Raw genomic sequence first — 20,295 nt, 5'->3', positions numbered from 1 at the left:
TAATTCCTACTGCGCGTCGAAGCGGTTGATGAGCATGTCAGCGACCTGCACCATGTGATTCCACATGGCTTCGCGTTGAGGGCGGGGGAGCTCTTCATCGGAAATGTCTGCGAGTGAGGCGCTCATGATCTCCAGCCAGCGGTCGCGTTCGGCTTCGCCGATGGAAAACGGCATGTGGCGCATGCGCAGGCGCGGATGACCACGCTGTTCGCTGTACGAACGCGGCCCGCCCCAGTACTGGACGAGGAACATGCGGAGTCGATCCTCGGCGCCCTCCCAGTCATCGCTGGGGTACATCGGGCCGATGAGGTCATCGGAACGCATACGCGTGTAAAAGCCATGGACGATGCGATTGAAGACATCCTCGCCGCCGACGGAGTCAAAGAGCGTCTGAGAAGTTGTCATGGCACCAAGTCTATCGACTTGATGCCACGAAAACGATAACGGCCAAAGTGCCGGTCGAAATCACTTGCTACTTCGCGTCGAACTCGCGGGCACGAAGAGCGAGCTTCACCAGGAACTGCTGCTCAGAGATGATGCGCTTGACCGGCGACGCAGTCTCATCGCTGTCGAGCAAGCACTGAGCGGCCGCAATTGCCGACTCGCTGATCTCCCAGGTGGGGTAGAAGCCCTCGAGCAGAGTCTGGGCCGTCTCGGAGGAGAACTGCTTCCACCAGATGTTGGCAACGGCGAAGAAGTGCTCCGACAGCGAAGTCGCCGACTGCTCCGCGTTGATGGTGGCGCGGGAGTCGTCGTCAAGCGCCTGTGCGAGCACCTCACCCGAGCCCGGCGCGTTGAAGCCGGCCAGCAAGTGGCGAATGACAAGGTTCGACGGGGCATCGTTGCCGGAGACCGTCGCCTCTGCCCAGACGCGGGACTTGTTGGCGAGCGTCGGCACAGAGGCGCGGCAGGCGATGGCGGCCTGCGCACCTAGTGCCGAGTTGTCGGTCTTTTCAAGCTTTGCGATGGCTTCCTCGCCCTCGAGACCGGCGGAAACCAGCGCCTTCAGGGCGCGCCACTGCATGTCGGTGTCTACCGCGACAGCTGGGAAACCAGCCTTGTCTGCGTCACCAGCGTAGATGGCGCGCAGTGCGTCAACGACGTCGCTATTCGACGAGCCCACGGTGGTCAAAGCGTTAACGAAAACCAGGGCGCGGTCGGCGTCGGTTTCCTTCTTCGCGTTGTCCAACAGGCCTTGAGCCAGCAGGTCGCGGCCGGTGGAATCAGCCCACTGTGGATCGGCGTAGACGTTGACGGCGCTGACCGCCTGAGCGATGACGCGCTCCAAGACGGAGAGCTTGTCCTCGCCCGGGATGCCGCGGAGCACCAGGTTGACGAAGTCGCGAGCGCGCATCTGGCCTGCGCGAACCATCTGCCAGGTCGCGGACCAGCACAGTGTGCGTGCCATTGAATCGGTGAAGGCGCCGATGTTGTCGATGACGGTGGCAAGCGAGCCTTCGTCCAAGCGGATCATGCTGTAGGTGAGGTCGTCGTCGTTAACCAGCACGACATCGCCGACTGGAGTGTCGACCAGCTCTGGGACTTCGGTGCGTGCACCACGGACGTCGATTTCCACGCGCTTGGTGCGCTCGAGTACGGCATCCGATCCGGTGCCGCGCAGGTTGTAGATACCCACGGCGATTCGGTGATCGCGGAGTTCTCCGGCACCCGGCTCGGCACCTTCCTGTGTGACTGCGAAGGAGGTGTACTTACCGGCCGACTGGCGGAAGTCCGGTGCCAGGGTGGTGATACCGGTGGTGGTCAGCCACTGATCGGCCCAGCCAGACAGATCGCGACCGGAAGCCTCGGAGAGCGCGTCCAGCAGGTCCGCGAAGGTGGCATTGCCAAAGCGGTGACGGGCAAAGTGCATACGAGCACCGGCGAGGAAAGCATCCTGACCAACGTAGGCGGCCAGCTGCTTGAGGGTGGACGCGCCCTTGGCGTAGGTGATGCCGTCGAAGTTCTGCTCGACGGTGTCAATGTCGCTGGCGTCGGCGGCAATCGGGTGCGTCGACGGTAGCTGATCTTGCTTGTAGGCCCAGGCCTTTTCGACGTTGGCGAAAGTGGTCCAAGCGTGGCTGTAATCGGAAACCTCGACCTGAGCGGCGGCGGCCGACCAGGTGGCGAAGGACTCATTGAGCCAGAGGTCATCCCACCACTGCATGGTGACCAGATCGCCGAACCACATGTGAGCCATCTCATGCAGGATGGTGTCGTTGCGGCGTTCGTAGAGGTAATGGGTGGGCTTGGAGCGGAAGACGTACTCGTCGCGGATGGTCACACAGCCGGCGTTTTCCATCGCGCCCATGTTGTACTCCGGGCAGAAGATCTGGTCGTACTTACCGAACGGGTAGGGCTCGCCGAAATGTTTGGCGTAGAAGTCGAAGCCCTCCTTGGTCTCCTTGAACAGAGTGTCAGCGTCGAGGTACTCGGCGATGGACTGGCGGCAGTAGAGCCCCAGTGGAATGGTCAGCTCGCCCTCCGGCTGGTGTTCGGCAGGGGTTTCCGGGTGCGGTGCGACAGTGCCGGTCCACGAGTCAGCGACCTCGTACCATGGGCCCGCACAGACTGCGATGAGATACGTCGACAGGGGAACATCCACCGAGAAGTCGAAGGTATCGGCCTCATTGCCGTGGACATCGGTGGTGGCGCCGGTCTTGGCCACCGAGTTGGAAATAACCTTCCAGCCCTTCGGTGCCACGACGTGGATTGAATACGTCGCCTTCAAATCCGGCTGGTCAAAGCAGGCGAACACGCGCTTGGCGTCGGCAGTTTCAAACTGCGAGTACAGGTATGTTTCGCCGTCGGCAGGATCCTGGAAGCGGTGAATTCCCTGGCCGTTGTTGGTGTAACGGCAGTCCGCGTCGATAACGATGGTGTGGTCACCGTCGGTCAGGTCCAGGTTAATGCCGGTCTCGCTGGCATAGTGAGCAGCCTCCGTGGCATCGACGCCGTCGATGGTCACACTCTTAACAACCGCATCACGCAGATCAATAAAGGTGGAACCAGCGCGCTTCGCCGTCAGAGAAATTGTGGTCTTGGAAGCGAATGTTGGTGCGCTGTGCGGCCCACCGACAGGTGCGGTGGTGAGATCGAGAGAGATGTCGTAGTGGGACACCTCGAGCATGGCCGCACGGTCGGCAGCCTCGGTCCTGGTTAGGTTCGTGGAAGTCATGCGACAAGTGTAACCACGACCCCGGATTTGAGAAGGATTCTGAGTGAGCGCGGAAAACATGAATGCAAGCCGAAAAATTCCGCCCTATAGTCGTTGATAAGTCAATCAATGATTTAGGAGGACTTTCACATGAGCAATCGAGACAAGGTCACTTTCTACTTCGACGTTTCCTGCCCGTTTTGCTGGGTGACATCCCGCTGGATTAAGGAAGTCGAAAAGGTCCGCGACATCGAGGTCGAGTGGAAGCCGATGAGCCTGTCAGTACTCAATGAAGGCCGCGACGAACTGCCGGAAGAGTACAAGTTCATGATGCAGTGCAACTGGACCCCGGCACGCCTGTTTAATGCAGTGTTCTCCCAGGATGGTCAGGAGGCCGTCGACAAGCTCTACACCGCGCTGGGCACGAAGATTCACAACGAAAACCGCATCGATCGTCATGCGCATGTCGACGAGCCGGAGCACGCATTCGACGAGCTGATTAAGGAAACCCTCGCAGAGGTTGGCCTGCCGGAAGAGCGTCTGGCCCAGGCTCTGACCACAGAGTTTGATGAGCTCATGCGTGAAAACCACGCAGAGGCCATGAAGGAGGTCGGCAACGACGTCGGCACTCCGGTGGTCAAGCTCAACGACGTTGCCTTCTTCGGTCCGGTGCTTACCCGTATCCCACGCGGCGAAGAAGCCGGCAAGATTTTCGACGGCTCGGTTGCCGTCGCCAGCTACCCGTATTTCTTCGAAATTAAGCGCTCTCGCACTGAGGATCCGCGCTTCGACTAAGAAACCTGTAGCAGCTGGGGCGTGCGGCTAAGAGAGCTGACCCGCCCCAGCTTCAGCATTCTGCCCGGTGGAAGCCTGCCGTTCTTCTTCGCTCATCGCAGCCCACCGCGGCGGAATGTAGATACAGGTCGGGTCGGATGCCGTGTAATCCCCGGTCAACGCGTAGGCCGTCGAGCGGGATCCGCCACAGACGCTGTGGTATTCACAGACGCTGCACTTGCCGTGCCAATTGTCCGGGTCGCGGAGAGCCTTAAAAGCCGGCGAGTTCGAATAGATTTCCTGGAATGGTGTGGCCTTCACATTGCCGCAGTGCAACGGCAGGAAACCATTGGGGTAGACATCGCCGATATGGTCAATGAAGGCAAAACCGGAACCAGAATTGACGGCCATCGGGGAGCGCGGTCGGCGCGGCTTTTCCGGCACAGCGCCGAGCAGCTTTGTCGTTTCCTCGGTCAAGTAGCGGTAGAGCTCGCCGCCTTCATAGGGTGGCAGCCCCTTTTCTATCGCCTCCTCCTGCTGCATAACGACGCGCCGATACTGCGGCGCCTCCGTCGTCTTGATGGCAATTCGGTTGGACACATCCGACAACCAGTGCAGAACATCCTCGCGTTCCTCCGGCGACAAAGCGCCCAAATCCGCACCGCGACCAGTGGGGACGAGGAAAAAGACGTACCACATCTTGGCTTGCATCTCCATGACGGTCTTCAGCAGCGCTGGTGCCTCATGGATATTTCCCTTGGTCAGGGTCGAGTTGATCTGCAGTCGGTAACCGGCCTCGTTGATGTGCGGAGCCATCTCCAGCGTCTTTTCAAAAGTTCCCGAAAAACCACGGAACTTGTCATGCGTCTTAGCAGTCGCGCCATCGAGCGACATTGACATCGCCTTACCACCGGCCTCTCGCAACGACTTGATCCGCTCCGGCGTCAGCCGCGGTGTCACCGATGGCGACAGCGACATGTTCAGGCCGCGCTCAGTGCCAAATCGCACCAATTCTTCCAGGTCATCACGCTCAAAAGGATCGCCGCCGGTGAGCACCACAAGAGGCTTCGGCTTGCTATACGACGCCAGGGTCTCTAGCAGCATCTTGCCCTCGGTGGTCGAAAGCTGGTGCGGATGCGGCTCATGTTGCGCATCAGCGCGGCAGTGCTTGCAGACTAGGCCACAAGCCCGCGTGACCTCCCAAATGACGATAAATGGCTTCTTGTTGATGTCATGCCGAACCGTTCGCACCACCGGTGCGTGATGATGCCCATGGGAGCCATGAGCTTCCGGATCGACTTGGAAGTGAGCTTGCGGCGCAGGAGACACGGTAAAAGCACCCAATTTCCGGTTTCGAAGACATGCTGAGACGCAAATACAGTCACTTTTCACCCTATTCGGCTGCGCAGGAGACGTCGTCAAGCAATACCTAAAACGGGTGCAGACACCGTTTAATCCGCGGGAACCGCTAGACTTGCTGCCATGCGTATTTACCTTGGTGCAGACCACGCCGGTTTTGAGATGAAGAACCTGATTAAGGCCCACCTGGAAAAGGCTGGCCACGACGTCGTAGACTGCGGCGCTCACACCTACGACCCTGCAGATGACTACCCAGCATTCTGCATCGAGGCGGCTTCCCGTACCGTCGCCGATCCGGGCAGCCTGGGTATCGTGCTCGGCGGTTCCGGCAACGGCGAGCAGATCGCCGCTAACAAGGTCAAGGGCGCTCGTTGTGCGCTGGCTTGGTCGGTGGAGACCGCAAAGCTCGCCCGCGAGCACAACAACGCTCAGCTGATTGGCCTTGGCGGTCGTATGCACTCTGAGGAAGAAGCCCTGGCCATCGTCGATGCTTTCGTCTCCCAGCCGTGGAGCGAGGAGGAGCGCCACCAGCGTCGCATTGACATCCTCGCAGAGTACGAGAAGACTGGCGTTGCCCCGGAGCTGCCGGAGGCTTAAAGGGTTGTTGTTCGCTATCTGTTGATAGGAATAAAATGGTCTGGTTCCAGAAAACTCTGGAACCAGACCATTTTTATGTATAGGCGGAGTATGAATTGTCGTATGACAATTTCAGAAGCGCATCGTCGAGTAACTGTTGTGCTATTCCCCGGGTTCGAGCTCTTGGATGTATTTGGACCGGTTGGCCTTTTTGGCCATGTCCCAGAGATTGAGGTCGAATATGTCGCCAACATTGCTGGTCCGATAACCAGCGCTCAGGGGGCGCAGGTTATCGCCACACGTTGTGCCGCTGACCTCGAAACGGTCGATATTCTTCTAGTTCCTGGCGGAGCCGGGAGTAGAACACTAGTTGAGGATGCAGAGTTTTTGGACTGGCTCAACAACCTCGGATCCCGGGCGCGGTTAGTGGCATCGGTTTGCACAGGTTCCGCACTGCTTGCTGCGGCTGGGCTTCTTGAAGGAAAGCGGGCAACTAGTAATAAGTTGGCTTTTGATTGGGCTACCTCGTTCGGAAACGAAGTGACGTGGGTGAAAGCGGCTCGATGGGTTGAAGACGGAGATCGCTGGAGCTCATCAGGAGTCGCAGCAGGTATGGATATGGCTGTTGCTTTAATTAGCAGCATCCTTGGCAAGGAAGCTGGTCGATTCGCCGCCAGAAAAATTGAGTATCGGCCCCAGACAGACGGCACTGTAGATCCTTTTGCGGATTTAGCGAAATAGCGGCGCCGGGCTTTTTCTAAATATCGAAGCCGTCGAATCCGCCGTCGAAGAATCCGCCACCGTCACTGCCACCGTCGCCACCACCGAAGAGGCCGTCGAAGAAACCTCCACCGTCGCCTGCGTCACCGGCATCTGCACCGCCGCCACCGAAGTCGCCGCCAAAGTCATCTCCACCGAAGTCTTCGGCGCCAAAGTCCTCGGTGCCGCCGAAGTCATCGGCGCCGGTGCCCATGCCGCTGGCGAACTCATCAGCGCCGTAGGCAACGCCGGCCATACCGTGGAAGAGGGTAGAGAATAGCAGCATTGAGCCTGCGGTCCAGACACCGGTGCGGAGTGCGGACTTCCACCAGGGCTCGGAGTACCAACCGGCTGGAACCGGACGGCCAGCGACACGGCCACCGGGGTAGTAGTTCGGGGTTTCCGGGGTGGCGTATGGCGAGGCGGTAACCGAGTGGCCTTCGTGCTCAATGGTGCGGGTTTCGGTCACAGAACCAGCGGCCTTCTGGCCCTCCAGCGGCGGCAGTGTCGGTCCCGCTGGCAAGCCCATAATTTCGCGAGCCGCATTGATGTAGTGCAGACCTTCCAGCGCCGATTCGCGCGCCATCCGGGCCTGTGCCGGGGTGCGTGCAGTAGAAATCTGCGAGGAAGCGGCGTTGTAGCGCTCGGATGCGTCAGCAAGAGCCTGCGTGGAAGCCAAATCGGTGCCAGCCAGGTTCAGTACCTGTGAGCCCAGCCGCTCAATCCATCGGCGGGCGTCTGCGACGGCGTCTTCCAATTGATTGTTCTGGCGGGCATCAAAGGCCCTGTTAGAACGGTTTTGAGCCATCGACGCGATGATAATTGCGCCGCCGACGGTGATAGCAATCAGGATTAACGCCCCCATGGGCTAGGCCTCCAAAAAGGAAATTGCGAGTATTGCTAGTAATTACTTGAAACAACGCATGTAGAGCGCAAAAAGTTCCCGAGCTGACATCTCTGTGCGACAGAGGCAGCTCGGGAACCAGGAAATGAATGGGCTTTTGGGCAGGTTTTATGACTCGGTGGAATCGTTGTGCTGGGTGCGGCTCCTCCGGTTGGCGTGCCATTCGCGAACTTCTTCGGAATCCCACAGGGTCAACCCATGAAGCTTCGCGACGGGCTCAGGAGCCTTTTTGCGGCCAGCGTAGCTGGTGAAAGTGCCACGTGCAGTGCCGGAAAAAGCAGCGCATTCGACCGCGGTCCATAGTTCGTGTCCAGTATCGGCATCGATAATGGTGGGCTTCATGGTGCCCAGAGTACCTGTGGCACTGGATCCTGAACAGAGGGCAGAAGAATTTCTGGCCCCGGGCATCAGCTTGGAAAAAACAAAAACCGGGAGCAAAGCTCCCGGTTACGTGGAGGGGATGACGGGAATCGAACCCGCGTCTTCAGCTTGGAAGGCTGAGGTATTAGCCACTATACGACATCCCCATAGACAGAAATCCGGCTTAGAAACTCAATCGTCTCCATCAGACCGTGTCTCGGTACAAGGCATATTAACCCGTTAAAGCGCACATACAAAAATCGATGCCAGGTTTTTCTCGAAGGCTTTAAAGAAAAGTGGCTGTGGCCGGGAAAAACAGAAAATGAAGCTAAAGCAACGTGGGGTATGTGAAACAGGCGTATAGCCGTTGATTACACTGTCACACGACTCAACAAAGGGGCAGTCGTTTGAGAGGCTTCTTTGGGGAGTCGGCCGACGAATGGAGTGTTTGCAGTAAACGAGGCCGCCAAAAGCAGTGCCGAGGTGATGCAAACGCCCGGTGATATGCATGGATTTCATGAAACCAGTAGTAGTTGGCAGGTTGGCTCTCGATGGCGTCGTAAAGCGTTTTCAGACAGAGCATTAGCCTGGTTAAACGCGTGGTTTTGTGATTTCATTAATCGTCAGGTAAATCTATACGGGTCCGTTGTGGAAACGCGATTTCGCGACTATGAGGGCCCCGGTGCAGATGCTCCAAAGGGGTTTCTGCTAGGTTTCGAATGACGCATACGGGGTATGGCGCAGCTTGGTAGCGCGTCCGCTTTGGGAGCGGAAGGCCGTGGGTTCAAATCCCGCTACCCCGACCAGTATCACGGGCACTCCCGTGGTCTATGAATTAATCATCGAGTTGCAGGAGAGTGCACCAGTGAAGTCTTCCGTTGAGAAGCTCAATGAGACCCGAGTGAAGATTACCGTCGAGGTCCCGTTTGATGAGCTGAAGCCAGAGTTCGACAACGCCTACAAGGCACTGGCTCAGCAGGTCCAGATTCCGGGCTTCCGTAAGGGCAAGGCACCGGCAAAGCTGATTGAGGCCCGCTTCGGCCGCGGCCCAATCCTGGAGCAGGTGCTCAACGACATGGTTCCGTCCCGCTACGACGAGGTCGTTCGCGAGGAGGACCTGAAGGTTATCGGTCAGCCTGAGGTTGACATCACCAAGCTGGAAGATGGCGAGCTCGTTGAGTTCACCGCTGAGGTTGACGTTCGCCCGGAGATTGAGCTGCCGAAGTTCGAGGACATCGCAGTTGAGGTTGACCCGCTGGTCGCCGACGAGGAAGCTGTTGAGGCTGAGCTGCAGAACCTGCTCGCTCGCTTCGGCACCCTGACCGGCGTCGAGCGCGCAGTCGAGAAGGACGACTTCGTCTCCATCGACCTGTCCGCCACCATCGACGGCGAAGAGCTGGAAGAGGCTTCCACTGAGGGGTTGTCCTACCAGGTTGGCTCCGACGACCTGATCGACGGCCTGGACGAGGCTGTTGTCGGCCTGTCCCAGGGCGAGTCCAAGGAGTTCACCACCAAGCTGGTTGCTGGCGAGCACGAGGGCGAGGACGCTCAGGTCACCGTTACCGTTCAGTCCGTCAAGGTCCGCGAGCTGCCGGAAGCTGACGACGACTTCGCTCAGATGGCTTCCGAGTTCGACACCATCGAGGAGCTGAAGGAAGACCTGGCCCGCCAGGTCGAGAACACCAAGAAGGGTGAGCAGGCTCAGCAGGTTCGCGACAAGGTTTTGGCTGCCGCTATGGAGCAGACCACCATCGCTCTGCCGGAGGGTGTTGTCAAGGAGCAGGTCGAGGGCCAGCTGCAGCAGCTGCTGGGTCAGTTCGGTGGCGACGAGAAGGTTCTGAACTCCATGCTGGAGGCTCAGGGCACCACCCGCGAGCAGTTCGACGAGGACTCCAAGAAGTCCGCTGAGGAAGCTGTCCGCACCCAGCTGTTCCTGGACGCACTGGCTGAAGAGATCCAGCCGGATGTTTCCCAGCAGGAGCTCACCGACCACATCCTGTTCACTGCTCAGTCCTACGGCATGGACCCGAACCAGTTCATCCAGCAGATTCAGCAGTCCGGCCAGCTCGGCAACCTGTTTGCAGACGTTCGCCGCGGCAAGGCTCTGGCCACCTCGATCCTGAAGGCTTCCGCCAAGGACACCGAGGGCAACGAAATCGATCTGAACGAGTACTTCGGTGAGGTCGAAGCTGAGGCTGAGAAGGCTGAGTCCGACAAGGCTGAGGACAACTCGGCTGAGTAAGCCCCGCCGTTAGCGCGACGCATTCCTTATGCTGCAACGCTTATAGCGAACAAGGGCCGTTCCTGAAACAAAGGGACGGCCCTTTTCGTTACCCTCTAGTGAACGACAAACTCGCACACGTACGAAGAAGGAGTACACAGATGAGCGATAACGCCCAGATGTCGACGAACACAGTTTTCGACAAGCTGCTCAAGGAGCGCATTATTTGGCTGGGTGAGCAGGTCGACGACGAGATTGCCAACAAGCTCTGCGGTCAGATGCTGCTCCTGGCAGCTGAGGACCCGGAGGCGGATATCTCGCTGTACATTAACTCCCCGGGTGGCTCCGTCACCGCCGGCATGGCCATTTACGACACCATGCAGTTTGTTCCGTGCGACGTGGCTACCTACGGCATGGGCTTGGCAGCTTCCATGGGCCAGTTCCTGCTCGCCGCAGGTGCTAAGGGCAAGCGTTACGCACTGCCGCACGCCCGCATTATGATGCACCAGCCATCTGCAGGTATTGGCGGTACCGCATCCGACATCACCATTCAGGCTGAGCAGTTCGCTGCCACCAAGAAGGAGATGGCTCGTCTGATTGCGCAGCACACCGGTCAGCCGGTCGAGCGCATTGAGGAAGACTCGGACCGCGACCGCTGGTTTACCGCAGCTGAGGCTAAGGAATACGGCCTGGTTGACCACGTCGTGACCGCTCTCAAGGACACCGCACGCTAAAAGCGGACAGTAGCGAATAATTAGAGGCGATTTAATCAACATGGAGATGAACAATATGCAGATGCCGCAGTCGCGCTACGTGCTTCCTTCTTTCGTGGAGCACTCCAGCTTTGGTGCTAAGGAATCCAACCCATACAACAAGCTCTTCGAAGAGCGCATTATCTTCCTCGGCTCCCAGGTCGATGACACCGCCGCTAACGACATCATGGCGCAGTTGCTGGTGCTTGAGGGCCTGGACCCGGATCGTGACATCACGATGTACATCAATTCCCCAGGCGGCTCCTTCACCTCGCTGATGGCCATCTACGACACGATGCAGTACGTGCGTCCCGACGTGCAGACCGTGTGCCTGGGCCAGGCTGCCTCCGCGGCAGCTGTGCTGCTCGCTGCAGGTGCACCGGGTAAGCGTGCAGCTCTGCCGAATGCGCGCGTGCTCATTCACCAGCCGGCTACCCAGGGCATCCAGGGTCAGGTTTCCGACCTGGAGATTCAGGCGAACGAAATCGAGCGCATGCGCAAGCTGATGGAGGAGACGTTGGCTCGCCACTCCGGTCGCACTGCAGAGCAGATCCGCAAGGACACCGACCGTGACAAGATCCTAACCGCTGAAGAGGCCGTCGAGTACGGCATCATCGACCAGGTCTTCGAGTACCGCAAGCACAACGCCTAAAAGGGGACATGGTCTCTTTGGAGTGCTGCGCACTGGCCGTCGTAAAGCGCCGGGCGAGATCGCGTGAAATTCGCCTCGTCCTTGGCGTGGAAGCCGGTATTTGCGCACACTCACGGTAGGCTGGTCTGAAGCAGTTATTGGCAACGATGCGGAAAGGCGGCGGCGGGAGCCTCATGGCGCGTATGCAAGAAAGTGCGGATTTGCTGAAGTGCTCTTTCTGTGGAAAGAGTCAGAAGCAGGTCAAAAAGCTGATTGCCGGACCTGGTGTGTACATCTGTAATGAGTGCATCGAGCTCTGCAACGAGATTATTGAAGAGGAGCTTAACACCGGCGGCGAGGCAACTGGCAACGACGACCGCCTGCCGCGTCCGCTGGAAATTCGCGACTTCCTCGATGAGTATGTCATCGGCCAGGACATGGCAAAGCGCACGCTGGCCGTCGCGGTCTACAACCACTACAAGCGCCTTCGTGCTGCGGAGACCAAGTCGGACAACGACGTCGAGCTGCAAAAGTCGAACATTCTCCTGCTGGGGCCGACCGGCTGTGGCAAGACTTACCTGGCACAGACGCTGGCTCGCAAGCTGGATGTGCCGTTCGCAATCGCTGACGCCACCAGCCTGACCGAGGCCGGCTATGTCGGTGAGGATGTGGAGAACATCCTGTTGAAGCTGCTGCAAGCTACTGATTTCGACGTCGAGAAGGCACAGCGCGGCATCATTTACGTCGATGAGATTGACAAGATCTCGCGCAAGTCTGAAAACACCTCCATCACCCGCGATGTCTCCGGTGAAGGTGTGCAGCAGGCGCTGCTGAAGATTCTCGAGGGAACCGTAGCCGCCGTGCCCCCGCAGGGTGGGCGCAAGCTGCCGAACCAGGAGTTCATTCAGTTCGACACCTCCAATGTCCTGTTCATCGTTGCCGGTGCGTTTGCCGGTCTGGAGAAGGTCGTGCAGGAGCGTGTCGGCAAGAAGGGGCTGGGCTTCGGCGCAGATGTCACCTCGGCTAACGACGCGGACATGAAGGATCCATTCCGCGACGTGCTGCCGGAGGACCTCGTTCGATTCGGCCTGATTCCTGAGTTCATTGGTCGCCTGCCCGTCATCGCATCGGTCACCAACCTCGATGAGGATGCGCTGGTTCGCGTACTCACTGAGCCCAAGAACTCCCTGGTCCGCCAGTACCAGCACCTGTTCGACATGGACGGTGTGCGCCTCACCATCGACGACGAGGCACTGCGCGCCATTGCTGCCAAGGCGATTAGCCGCAATACCGGCGCCCGTGGTCTGCGCGGCATCATGGAAGAAATCTTGGTTCCCGTGATGTTCGAAGTCCCAGAGCGTGACGACGTCGCGGAGGTCATTGTCCACAAGGAGTGCATCACGGACGGTGCAGCGCCGGAACTCGTTGAACGTAGCGAGAACAAGAAGACTGCGTAAAGGTAGCTGAAAACCCGGTTAGAGCGCCTGCTCTAACCGGGTTTTGGTGTCTGTATGGAGCCCTAGTCGTCCATGCCGTAGATGTCGCGGTAATCCGGGGCATCATCAGCAGCCAAGTCCTGAGTCTCTGGGTTGGGCTGATCGCCATAGACCTCTGCGCCAAGTGCGGACGAGTTCGCACCATGGGAGGCCAGCAGGGAAGTGTACGAGCTTCCCGGTTCGTTGCGAGGCGAGGATGTCAACAGGCTGGTCACGGTGTCCTGTGCGAACTCACGCAGCTTGTCCGACAGCACCGTCGATTGCATTTCAATGCCGTAGAGGTTTTCAAAAGTCCGTTGGTGCAGGGTGGGGAAGGTGGCCAGCGACAGCACGAGAATATAAAGATCAAGTGCGGAAATGTCAGTGCGGAATGCACCGTAATCGCGGCCGAGCAACAAGATGCGGTCAAACTCCAAAACAATAGGGCTCTGACCACCAAGCCCAGTCACGCCTTCAAGTGGGAGGACCGGATGCAGGTTTTCCTGGATGATGAACCGTACGGCGAGTGGGTTCGCCGAGAAATAGTCGTAGATAACGCCGACTACATGCTGCAGGGCTTCCACCGGCACATTGGAGTGCGGACGCAGGGCGTCGTCGTCAGGCCTTACGGTCTCCAGCACATGTGCCCACGTCGCCCTGTAGAGTCCCATCTTGTCACCACAGTGGTAGTGAAGCATGCGCTTGGAGACACCAGAGGCGGCAGCAATGGCATCCAGACGGGCATCTGCATACCCCTTTGCGGTGAATTCTTGAAGTGCTGCCACCAAGACTGCATGGGGGATTGCATCAGAGGAGCCTGGAGACTTCATGAAAATCCTTTGCTTGGACTAGAGAGCGACTACGGGGTTTTGGCTATCTAACGGGGGTGAAATTGGTCAGTCGCGGACTTCTTTCTAGTGAAATGAGTACACGACCGTAAGTCATGCCTAATGCTATCCGTTTTTCAGAATTGTACTGAGCCCGTCGCCCCCGTCTGCGCCAATTCCGCAGTCGCATTAGAGTGGGCAGCGAATTGATTCTCTCTCGAGAAAGGCCTGTAGTGAACAAGACTCCCGTAAAGGTTGCAGTTACCGGCGCCGCCGGACAGATCGCTTACTCCCTGCTCTTCCGCATTGCCAGCGGTTCGGTTTTCGGCCCTGAGACCCCGGTTGAGTTGAACCTGCTGGAGATCACTCCGGCGCTGCACGCCACCGAAGGCGTCGCCATGGAGCTGTTTGACTCCGCCTTCCCACTTTTGACTGGCATCAACATCACCGATGATCCGGCAAAGGCATTCGACGGTGCCAACGCCGCATTCCTGGTCGGTGCAAAGCCGCGTGGCAAGGGTGAGGAGCGCTCCGCACTGCTGGGCGCCAACGGCAAGATCTTCGGCCCGCAGGGCGCGGCACTGAACGATCACGCAGCAGACGACATCAAGGTTCTGGTTGTCGGCAACCCGGCTAACACCAACACCATGATTGCCGCTTCCCACGCTAAGGACATCCCGGCAGAGCGCTTCACCGCTATGATGCGCCTGGACCACAACCGTTCCCTGTCCCAGCTGTCGCAAAAGATTGGTGTTCCGACCACTGAGATTAAGAACATGATCGTCTGGGGTAACCACTCCGCAGACCAGTTCCCGGACATCACCTACGCCACCATTGCAGGCGAGAAGGTCTCCGACAAGGTTGACGCTGCATGGGTCGAGCAGGACTTCATCCCGCGCGTCGCCAAGCGTGGCGCAGAAATCATCGAGGTCCGCGGTTCCTCCTCCGCAGCTTCCGCTGCAGCTGCCGCAGTTGACCACATGCGTGACTGGGTCACGGGTACCCCAGAGGGCGAGTGGGTCTCTGTCGCACTTCCGTCCGACGGCTCCTACGGCATCGACGAGGGCTTGGTCGCTGGTGTTCCGTGCTACGCCAAGGACGGCGAGTGGGTTCGCGTTGAGGGCCTGGATCTCTCCGAGGTGCAGCGCGCTGGCATCGAGCGCAACGTCAAGGCACTGCGCGAAGAGCGCGACGCAGTTAAGGATCTGCTGGTCTAAGGGCCGCTTAACGCCTGTTTAAAGGTGCCCTCTTGTGATGGTTTCGCAAGAGGGCACCTTTTCATTTACTGCGGTAATCGCGGATGGGCTCGGGGAGTGAGTAAAGCTTGAATTCGGCGGTGCGTAAGTCGCCGATAGCAGATATGGGTTGGGGCGCAAGGGTCGTCGTAAAGCCCCTGGAAAAACAAATCCGGGCAAGGCGCTAAGATGTGACGCGTGACTGAGAACAACGTGGACCTAAACAGAGCAGATAAGTTGCCCAAGTCGTGGAACCCGGCTGACGTGGAGTCGGACCTGTACCAGGGCTGGGTAGACGCTGGCTATTTCGAGGCTGATCCGTCTAGCTCCAAGCCGGCTTACTCTATTGTGCTGCCCCCGCCGAATGTGACGGGTCAGCTGCACATGGGCCACGCACTGGACCACACTTTGATGGATGCGCTGGTGCGCCGTAAGCGCATGCAGGGCTACGAGGTGCTGTGGCTGCCGGGTATGGACCACGCGGGTATCGCAACGCAGACCAAGGTCGAGGCGATGCTGAAGGAGTCCGAAGGCAAGGACCGCTTCGATTATGGCCGCGAGGAGTTCGTGGAGAAGGTCTGGGAGTGGAAGCACGATTACGGCGGACGTATCGGCAACCAGATGCGCCAGATTGGTGACTCCCTGGATTGGTCCCGTGAGCGCTTCACTCTGGACGAGGGGCTGTCTCGTGCGGTTCAGACGATTTTTAAGGAACTGTTTGACCGCGGCCTAATCTACCGCGCCAAGCGTATGGTCAACTGGTCTCCGGTGTTGCAGACCGCAATCTCGGATATTGAGGTCAAGTACGAGGACGCTGAAGGCGAGCTCGTCTCCTTCCGCTACGGCGATGGGGAAGACTCCATTGTTGTGGCGACGACTCGTGTGGAGACGATGCTGGGCGACGTGGCAATTGCCGTGCACCCGGAGGATGAGCGCTACACGCACCTGGTGGGCAAGGTTTTGGACCACCCGTTCCGCGAGGACCTGAAGATTCAGGTCATCGCCGATGACTATGTGGACCGCGAGTTCGGTACCGGTGCGGTGAAGATCACGCCGGCACACGATCCAAATGACTTCGCCATGGGCCAGCGCCACGACCTGGATATGCCGGAGGTCATTGATACCACTGGCCGTATCTTCAACACTGGTACGCGTTTCGACGGCATGGATCGTGCGGAAGCCCGTACTGCGCTGACGGAGGCGCTGCGTGAGCAGGGGCGCATTGTCAAGGAGGTCCGCCCGTACGTTCACTCGGTCGGTCACTCGGAGCGCTCGGGTGAGCCGATTGAGCCGCTGCTGAGCCTGCAGTGGTTCGTTAAGGTCGATGAGCTGGCCAAGATGTCTGGCGATGCTGTTCGCGAGGGCGACACGGTTATTCACCCAGCTTCGCAGGAGCCGCGCTGGTTCGATTGGGTCGATGACATGCACGACTGGTGTATTTCCCGCCAGCTGTGGTGGGGCCACCGCATCCCGATTTGGTACGGCCCGAATGGCGAGGTCGTCTGTGTCGGCCCGGATGATGAGGTTCCGACGGGCGAGGGCTGGACGCAGGATCCGGACGTGCTGGATACCTGGTTCTCGTCTGCGCTGTGGCCGTTTTCCACGATGGGTTGGCCGGAAGCCACCCCAGAGCTGGAGAAGTTCTACCCGACATCTGTACTGGTCACCGGCTATGACATTCTGTTCTTCTGGGTCGCGCGCATGATGATGTTCTCGACCTTTGCTGCCACCCTGGCTGATTCACCGCTGGGTAAGGGGCGCGACGGTCGTCCGCAGGTGCCGTTTAAGGATGTCTTCCTGCACGGTCTGGTCCGCGATGAGCAGGGTCGCAAGATGTCGAAGTCTCTCGGCAATGGCATTGACCCGCTGGACTGGGTCCGCGACTACGGTGCGGACGCACTTCGCTTCACGCTGGCGCGTGGCGCTAACCCGGGCTCTGACCTGCCGGTCGGTAATGACGCCGCTCAGAGCTCCCGTAACTTCGCTACCAAGCTGTTCAACGCCACCCGCTTTGCGCTGATGAACGGGGCCCACGTGGGCGAGCTGCCGGACCGCGACCAGCTCACCGACACCGACCGCTGGATCCTGGACCGCCTGGAACAGGTCCGCGCCGAGGTTGACGCTGCGCTGGATAAGTACGAGTTCTCCAAGGCCAACGAGGCCCTTTACCACTTCGCATGGGACGAGGTCTGTGACTGGTACCTGGAGATGACCAAGGTTGACTTCCCGCGCCTGAACGACGGCGAGACCATGACCGAGGAGCAGGCCGCCCGCGCAGCCTCCACTCGTCTGGTTCTCGGCCGCGTGCTGGATACGCTGCTGCGTCTGCTGCACCCGTCCATGCCGTTCGTCACGGAGACGCTATGGAAGGCGCTTACCGACGGCGCGGAGGGCTTCGAGGACTCTCTGGTTATTTCCGCCTGGCCGGATGCCACCATGACCACCGACGGCGCTGCTGTCGACGAGGTTGCCGCACGTCGTATTGCCGATGCCCAGAAGTTGGTCACCGAGCTGCGTCGTTTCCGCAATGACCAGGGTGTGAAGCCGTCGCAGCGCGTGCCGGCACGCATGAACCTGGCGGATGCTGATCTGACTGCTCAGGAAGAGATGATTCGTTCGCTGGCTCGTGCTGAGGCACCGGAGGATGGATTCACCGCTACCGCTTCCATTGAGGTGCGCCTGTCTCAGGCCACGGTTCTGATCGAGCTGGATACCTCCGGCACCGTCGACGTGGCCGCTGAACGCAAGCGCCTGGAAAAAGACCTGGCCAAGGCCGAGAAGGAACTGGCCGGCACCGAAAAGAAGCTCGGCAACGAGGCCTTCCTGTCCAAGGCTCCGGAGCAAGTCGTGGAGAAGATTAAGACTCGCCACCAGTTCGCACTGGAGGAAATTGACCGCATTAAGGCTCGTTTGGAGGGACTTCCGCAGGCATGACCGAACCACGGGATATCGAACCTCGGGGTGCTGAATCACACGATGAGATTGCAGGGGAGATTCGTTTGAATCTTGGCGGCGAGGACGATTCGGTGGCGCAGGAAGAGTCTGCGGTGCGAGAAGAGTCCACCGCAGCGCCTGAGTTCGAATTCGATCCGGCTGACTCCCAGATCGTCGAGGACCTTGAGCCTCGCGAAATCGCCGGTGTGATGGCCGATGACCGCATGCCCGATGACATGCGCCTCAGTGAGGTCTCTGTGTCCGAGGAAGGCCTGAGCCTGCCGGTCGATGTGGACCGCCCAGTCAACGAGCCGGCTCCGCTGGAGGCCACCGCCGAGGAGCTGCGCGCGCTCGCAGAGGTGGAAGCCGAGCTGGATCAGCGCTGGCCGGAGACCAAGATTGACCCATCACTCGAGCGGATCGAGATGCTGATGGACATCCTTGGACATCCCGAGCGTGCCACTCCGGTGATTCACGTTGCCGGCACTAATGGCAAGACTTCCACTGTTCGCATGATTGAGTCGCTGGTGCGAGCTCTCGGTCGGCGCACTGGTCGCACCACCAGTCCGCATCTGCAGCTGGTTACCGAGCGCATCGCCATTGATGGCCAGCCCATCCATCCACGCGACTACGTGCGCATCTGGCGCGAGATTCAGCCCTACGTGGAAATGGTTGACGCCAAGTCCGCCGAAAAGGGCGGCCCGCAGATGAGCAAGTTCGAGGTCCTCACGGCCATGGCCTACGCTGCCTTCGCCGACGCTCCTGTCGATGTCGCCGTGGTGGAAGTCGGCATGGGCGGCACATGGGATGCGACCAACGTGGTGGAGGCCGACGTGGCAGTCATCTGCCCGATCGGTCTCGATCACACGGAGTACCTCGGCGATACCCTGGCTGAAATCGCTGCTGAGAAGGCCGGCATCATCAAGTCGCGGTGGAACAAGGACGACCTGCTCACACCACCGGACAATGTCGCCATTGTTGGCGAGCAGGAACCGGAAGCAATGGACGTCGTTTTGCGCCGTGCCGTGGAAATGGATGCCTCGGTCGCCCGCGCTGGGGTTGAGTATGGCGTCGTCAGCCATCAGCTGGCGGTCGGCGGGCAGAACCTAACGCTCAAGGGCCTGGCCGGCGAGTATGACGACATCCATCTGCCACTGCACGGTCCGCATCAGGCGCGCAACGCCGCCACAGCGCTGGCCGCGGTGGAGGCGTTCTTCGGCGCAGGTCCGGGACGTCCGCTCAACATTGATGCGGTTCGCGAAGGCTTTGCGACGGTCGCATCGCCCGGCCGCCTGGAGCGCGTGCGTTCGACCCCGACGGTGTTTATCGATGCCGCCCACAATCCTCACGGTGCCCGTGCGCTACGCACGGCGCTCTCCGCTGAGTTCGACTTCCGCCGTGTCATTGGTGTGCTGTCGGTGTTGGGGGAGAAGGATGCTCGTGGGCTGCTGGTGGAGCTGGAGCCGTACTTCGAAGAAGTGGTAATCACCCAGAACACCTCGCCGCGTGCGCTGCACTACGACGACCTGGCTGACCTTGCGGAGGAGATTTTCGGCGAGGAGCGCGTGCATCGCGTGCCAACTCTGCCGTCCGCCGTTGAGCTAGCTGTCGCGCTGGCTGAAGAAACCGACACCGGTGACGGTATTGTCTCTGGTTCCGGTGTGATCGTCACTGGATCGGTTGTTACCGCGGGCGAGGCCCGGACACTATTTGGAAAGGACCCGCAATGAGTGAATCTCAGGCGAGCCAGCCACAGGGCAATGGCGCGGAGGATTACACCGCTGCCGACCGCGAGGCCCTGCGCGCCTACCGCGAGGGGCGTGACCTGAGTGAAGGCGGCAAGTATGGCCCGCTCGGTGCGGGACACGATCCGGCTAAGGACCCGCTGAAGGGTCTGCGCGGTGTTATGTCCGGCACGCTGATTATGCAGGCTATCTCGGTGCTGCTTGGTCTGACTGTGGTTACGCGCATTCCCGACGGTCAGATTAACCAGACCTTCTCGGTTACGTACATCACCATCCTGGGCCTGGCTCTGATTGCGATGGCTTTCCTGCAGAAGCAGCCCTGGGCGCTGAAGGCCAACATTGTGCTGCAGGTCTTTGGTGTGCTGGCTATTTTCACACACGTGTCGATGGGCGTGGTGGGTATCTTCTTCGCACTAGTGTGGGCCTACATTCTGCACCTGCGGAAGAACCTCATCCAGCGTATGGAGCGCGGTCTGTTGACCACCCAGCACTCGTAGATTTCCCGCGCTCGTAGTCGCGCTGGGTTACGCTGCACATTTCACCCCGCTGCACCACCACTCCGGTGCAGCGGGGTTTGTCATAGTATGAT

General features: G+C 59.5%; 17 protein-coding genes and 2 tRNA genes. 12 read left to right on the top strand and 7 right to left on the bottom strand.

The genetic code is table 11. The features are described from left to right. Positions 1-6: 6 nt before the first annotated feature. The gene (locus I6J19_RS10730; protein WP_038628076.1) at positions 7-405 is read right to left on the bottom strand and encodes a globin; all 399 of its coding nucleotides are present in this window, start codon (positions 403-405) and stop codon (positions 7-9) included. A gap of 67 nt (positions 406-472) precedes the next feature. After that, positions 473-3,175, bottom strand: coding sequence for an aminopeptidase N (gene pepN, locus I6J19_RS10725; RefSeq protein WP_038628079.1), 2,703 nt, complete (start codon positions 3,173-3,175; stop codon positions 473-475). 129 nt (positions 3,176-3,304) lie between these two features. Between pepN and I6J19_RS10720 the strand changes: the two genes are divergently transcribed. Next, positions 3,305-3,949: a mycothiol-dependent nitroreductase Rv2466c family protein gene (locus I6J19_RS10720; RefSeq protein WP_038628082.1), complete on the top strand. Its 645-nt coding sequence runs from the start codon at positions 3,305-3,307 to the stop codon at positions 3,947-3,949. A 27-nt stretch (positions 3,950-3,976) separates the two neighbouring features. Here I6J19_RS10720 and I6J19_RS10715 read toward each other — a convergent pair whose 3' ends face one another. Continuing rightward, positions 3,977-5,182 carry a TIGR04053 family radical SAM/SPASM domain-containing protein gene (locus tag I6J19_RS10715; protein WP_038628085.1) on the bottom strand — a complete coding sequence of 402 codons (1,206 nt, stop codon included), beginning with the start codon at positions 5,180-5,182 and terminating at the stop codon, positions 3,977-3,979. A 228-nt stretch (positions 5,183-5,410) separates the two neighbouring features. On the opposite strand from I6J19_RS10715, the gene I6J19_RS10710 reads away from it, so the two are divergent. Together I6J19_RS10710 and I6J19_RS10705 are read left to right on the top strand one after the other, a co-directional pair. Then, entirely contained in the window at positions 5,411-5,884 is a 474-nt protein-coding gene (locus I6J19_RS10710; RefSeq protein WP_005511109.1) for a ribose-5-phosphate isomerase, read from the top strand. A gap of 102 nt (positions 5,885-5,986) precedes the next feature. Beyond that, entirely contained in the window at positions 5,987-6,604 is a 618-nt protein-coding gene (locus tag I6J19_RS10705; protein ID WP_038628087.1) for a DJ-1/PfpI family protein, read from the top strand. A 16-nt stretch (positions 6,605-6,620) separates the two neighbouring features. Here I6J19_RS10705 and I6J19_RS10700 read toward each other — a convergent pair whose 3' ends face one another. The 3 genes from I6J19_RS10700 to I6J19_RS10690 all read right to left on the bottom strand — a co-directional run bounded on the left by I6J19_RS10700 (position 6,621) and on the right by I6J19_RS10690 (position 8,053). Next, positions 6,621-7,487 carry a hypothetical protein gene (locus I6J19_RS10700; RefSeq protein WP_038628090.1) on the bottom strand — a complete coding sequence of 289 codons (867 nt, stop codon included), beginning with the start codon at positions 7,485-7,487 and terminating at the stop codon, positions 6,621-6,623. 147 nt (positions 7,488-7,634) lie between these two features. Beyond that, positions 7,635-7,868: a hypothetical protein gene (locus I6J19_RS10695; RefSeq protein WP_038628093.1), complete on the bottom strand. Its 234-nt coding sequence runs from the start codon at positions 7,866-7,868 to the stop codon at positions 7,635-7,637. Positions 7,869-7,978: 110 nt separating this feature from the next. Then, a tRNA-Gly gene (locus tag I6J19_RS10690) sits at positions 7,979-8,053 on the bottom strand. 562 nt (positions 8,054-8,615) lie between these two features. Between I6J19_RS10690 and I6J19_RS10685 the strand changes: the two genes are divergently transcribed. The 5 genes from I6J19_RS10685 (at position 8,616) to clpX (ending at position 12,947) form a co-directional block, all read left to right on the top strand. Continuing rightward, positions 8,616-8,692, top strand: a tRNA-Pro gene (locus I6J19_RS10685). After that, entirely contained in the window at positions 8,665-10,128 is a 1,464-nt protein-coding gene (gene tig, locus I6J19_RS10680; RefSeq protein WP_141737472.1) for a trigger factor, read from the top strand. The genes I6J19_RS10685 and tig overlap by 28 nt, the downstream gene beginning before the upstream one ends. A 140-nt stretch (positions 10,129-10,268) precedes the next feature. Continuing rightward, positions 10,269-10,841 carry an ATP-dependent Clp protease proteolytic subunit gene (locus I6J19_RS10675; protein ID WP_016422302.1) on the top strand — a complete coding sequence of 191 codons (573 nt, stop codon included), beginning with the start codon at positions 10,269-10,271 and terminating at the stop codon, positions 10,839-10,841. 46 nt (positions 10,842-10,887) lie between these two features. Beyond that, positions 10,888-11,511 (top strand): ATP-dependent Clp protease proteolytic subunit, encoded by a 624-nt coding sequence (locus I6J19_RS10670; protein WP_369707172.1) that lies wholly within the window; start codon positions 10,888-10,890, stop codon positions 11,509-11,511. Positions 11,512-11,684: 173 nt separating this feature from the next. Next, a complete protein-coding gene (gene clpX, locus I6J19_RS10665; RefSeq protein ID WP_038628096.1) occupies positions 11,685-12,947 on the top strand; it encodes an ATP-dependent Clp protease ATP-binding subunit ClpX in 1,263 nt (420 codons plus the stop codon). Between the two features lie 62 nt (positions 12,948-13,009). Here clpX and I6J19_RS10660 read toward each other — a convergent pair whose 3' ends face one another. After that, positions 13,010-13,795, bottom strand: a complete 786-nt coding sequence (locus tag I6J19_RS10660; protein ID WP_038628098.1) for a TetR/AcrR family transcriptional regulator — start codon at positions 13,793-13,795, stop codon at positions 13,010-13,012. Positions 13,796-14,025: 230 nt separating this feature from the next. On the opposite strand from I6J19_RS10660, the gene I6J19_RS10655 reads away from it, so the two are divergent. From I6J19_RS10655 to I6J19_RS10640, 4 genes are all read left to right on the top strand, one after another. Continuing rightward, positions 14,026-15,009 (top strand): malate dehydrogenase, encoded by a 984-nt coding sequence (locus I6J19_RS10655; protein ID WP_038628100.1) that lies wholly within the window; start codon positions 14,026-14,028, stop codon positions 15,007-15,009. A gap of 216 nt (positions 15,010-15,225) precedes the next feature. After that, positions 15,226-17,961 carry a valine--tRNA ligase gene (locus I6J19_RS10650; protein WP_038628102.1) on the top strand — a complete coding sequence of 912 codons (2,736 nt, stop codon included), beginning with the start codon at positions 15,226-15,228 and terminating at the stop codon, positions 17,959-17,961. A 209-nt stretch (positions 17,962-18,170) separates the two neighbouring features. Then, positions 18,171-19,691, top strand: a complete 1,521-nt coding sequence (folC, locus tag I6J19_RS10645) for a bifunctional tetrahydrofolate synthase/dihydrofolate synthase (RefSeq protein ID WP_187402572.1) — start codon at positions 18,171-18,173, stop codon at positions 19,689-19,691. After that, positions 19,688-20,203, top strand: coding sequence for a DUF4233 domain-containing protein (locus I6J19_RS10640; protein ID WP_016422309.1), 516 nt, complete (start codon positions 19,688-19,690; stop codon positions 20,201-20,203). The genes folC and I6J19_RS10640 overlap by 4 nt, the downstream gene beginning before the upstream one ends. The last annotated feature ends 92 nt before the right edge of the window (positions 20,204-20,295 follow it).

This window comes from Corynebacterium amycolatum, from assembly GCF_016889425.1.
Taxonomy (GTDB): Bacteria; Actinomycetota; Actinomycetes; order Mycobacteriales; family Mycobacteriaceae; genus Corynebacterium; species Corynebacterium amycolatum.
The sequence above is the reverse complement of the archived record's forward strand: the minus strand, read 5'-3'. Positions and strand labels throughout refer to the sequence as shown.

What these genes read in the sequence shown, in the direction of transcription:
- I6J19_RS10730 (WP_038628076.1), bottom strand. Translation starts at nt 405, where the DNA reads ATGACAACTTCTCAGACGCTCTTTGACTCCGTCGGCGGCGAGGATGTC.
- pepN (WP_038628079.1), bottom strand. Translation starts at nt 3,175, where the DNA reads ATGACTTCCACGAACCTAACCAGGACCGAGGCTGCCGACCGTGCGGCC.
- I6J19_RS10720 (WP_038628082.1), top strand. Translation starts at nt 3,305, where the DNA reads ATGAGCAATCGAGACAAGGTCACTTTCTACTTCGACGTTTCCTGCCCG.
- I6J19_RS10710 (WP_005511109.1), top strand. Translation starts at nt 5,411, where the DNA reads ATGCGTATTTACCTTGGTGCAGACCACGCCGGTTTTGAGATGAAGAAC.
- I6J19_RS10705 (WP_038628087.1), top strand. Translation starts at nt 5,987, where the DNA reads ATGACAATTTCAGAAGCGCATCGTCGAGTAACTGTTGTGCTATTCCCC.
- I6J19_RS10700 (WP_038628090.1), bottom strand. Translation starts at nt 7,487, where the DNA reads ATGGGGGCGTTAATCCTGATTGCTATCACCGTCGGCGGCGCAATTATC.
- I6J19_RS10695 (WP_038628093.1), bottom strand. Translation starts at nt 7,868, where the DNA reads ATGAAGCCCACCATTATCGATGCCGATACTGGACACGAACTATGGACC.
- I6J19_RS10675 (WP_016422302.1), top strand. Translation starts at nt 10,269, where the DNA reads ATGAGCGATAACGCCCAGATGTCGACGAACACAGTTTTCGACAAGCTG.
- I6J19_RS10670 (WP_369707172.1), top strand. Translation starts at nt 10,888, where the DNA reads ATGAACAATATGCAGATGCCGCAGTCGCGCTACGTGCTTCCTTCTTTC.
- clpX (WP_038628096.1), top strand. Translation starts at nt 11,685, where the DNA reads ATGGCGCGTATGCAAGAAAGTGCGGATTTGCTGAAGTGCTCTTTCTGT.
- I6J19_RS10660 (WP_038628098.1), bottom strand. Translation starts at nt 13,795, where the DNA reads ATGAAGTCTCCAGGCTCCTCTGATGCAATCCCCCATGCAGTCTTGGTG.
- folC (WP_187402572.1), top strand. Translation starts at nt 18,171, where the DNA reads ATGGCCGATGACCGCATGCCCGATGACATGCGCCTCAGTGAGGTCTCT.
- I6J19_RS10640 (WP_016422309.1), top strand. Translation starts at nt 19,688, where the DNA reads ATGAGTGAATCTCAGGCGAGCCAGCCACAGGGCAATGGCGCGGAGGAT.